This is a genomic window from Bradyrhizobium sp. P5_C11_2 (assembly GCF_054049755.1).
In genome coordinates this window covers 1-1,046 of record NZ_JBFULT010001086.1, presented here as the reverse complement: position 1 = coordinate 1,046, position 1,046 = coordinate 1, and the positions used below count along the sequence as shown (strand labels likewise).

Here is a 1,046-nt window from a genome sequence, read left to right as displayed (position 1 = left end):
TCTTCACCTCTCCCCGCTTGCGGGGAGAGGTCGGATCGCTCTTGCGATCCGGGTGAGGGGGGTACAGGTCTCGCGGCAGTCGCGCGTGTGGAGAGACRCCCCTCACCCCGACCCTCTCAGCGCGAGCGAAGCTCGTCGCGGCCCCGTAAGAACGGGGCGAGGGAGCGCACCGTCATCGTGGACTACGCCGACAGCACTTCCTTCACCACGCGGACGTCGACCTCGCGCTCCACATAAGTCCACTCCTCGGTCCGCCTGAGCATCGCGACCAGCTCCTCGAACAGCGAGGCGTGCGTGGGGGCGAACTCGAACCAGGTGAGGAAGTCGAAGGGCCCGCCGAGGTCGCGGCAGTGATAGAGCTGGCGTGCGATCGCGGGCAGGAAGCGCAGGCTGCTGGCGATGTGGTGCGACTTGTCCTCGAAGATCCTGCGCCGCTCTTCCTGCGTCAGCTCCCACCAGGCCTGCGACTTGCGGATCGGGATCAGTGCGGCGCTGGTTGCCTCGATCCGGCCGAGCCCGGCCTGCACGGCGACGAGCTGCTGCTTCTCGGCACGCTCGGTGTAGCGCAGCGAACTGGGGACGCCGATCAGCCGCCAGGCGTTGCGCGAGGGCACCTGCGGCAACGACACCGCGTCGCTRTCGGTGACCGACAGCGCCGGCATGAAGGGCAGGGGTTCGCCCGTCACGGGCGAAATCGAGGTGACGCGCCAACCCCCGCTATGGCCGCCTCGAAACGTCCTGAACATGGCCCATGGAAGCGTGGAACCGGGCCGGGTTCAAGCTTTTCCCGTCATTCCAGGTCCTTTGTTCCGTCATCCTGAGGCGCTCACACTGCAAAGCAGTGTGAGCCTCGAAGGATGAATCGGCCCGGATGCAGCCGGGCCGTCGCCCTTTGAGGCTCGCCGAAGAGGCGAGCGCATCAGGGTGACGGACTCCTCGGGATGACGACGCTGCCTGTGCATAGGTCGAATAAGCCGGATAAGCCTGACAAACCTGACTTTTAGCCAAGCCGCACCTATATGCCTGATCCTTCGCCCGACTCACAC

The 1,046-nt window shown here is 65.8% G+C and carries 1 protein-coding gene; it reads right to left on the bottom strand.

Annotated features, from left to right (window positions below; translation table 11 throughout):
* Positions 1 to 182 precede the first annotated feature (182 nt).
* A complete protein-coding gene (locus ACXJL8_RS41850) occupies positions 183 to 746 on the bottom strand; it encodes a chlorite dismutase family protein (protein ID WP_456622019.1) in 564 nt (187 codons plus the stop codon).
* Positions 747 to 1,046: the final 300 nt, after the last annotated feature.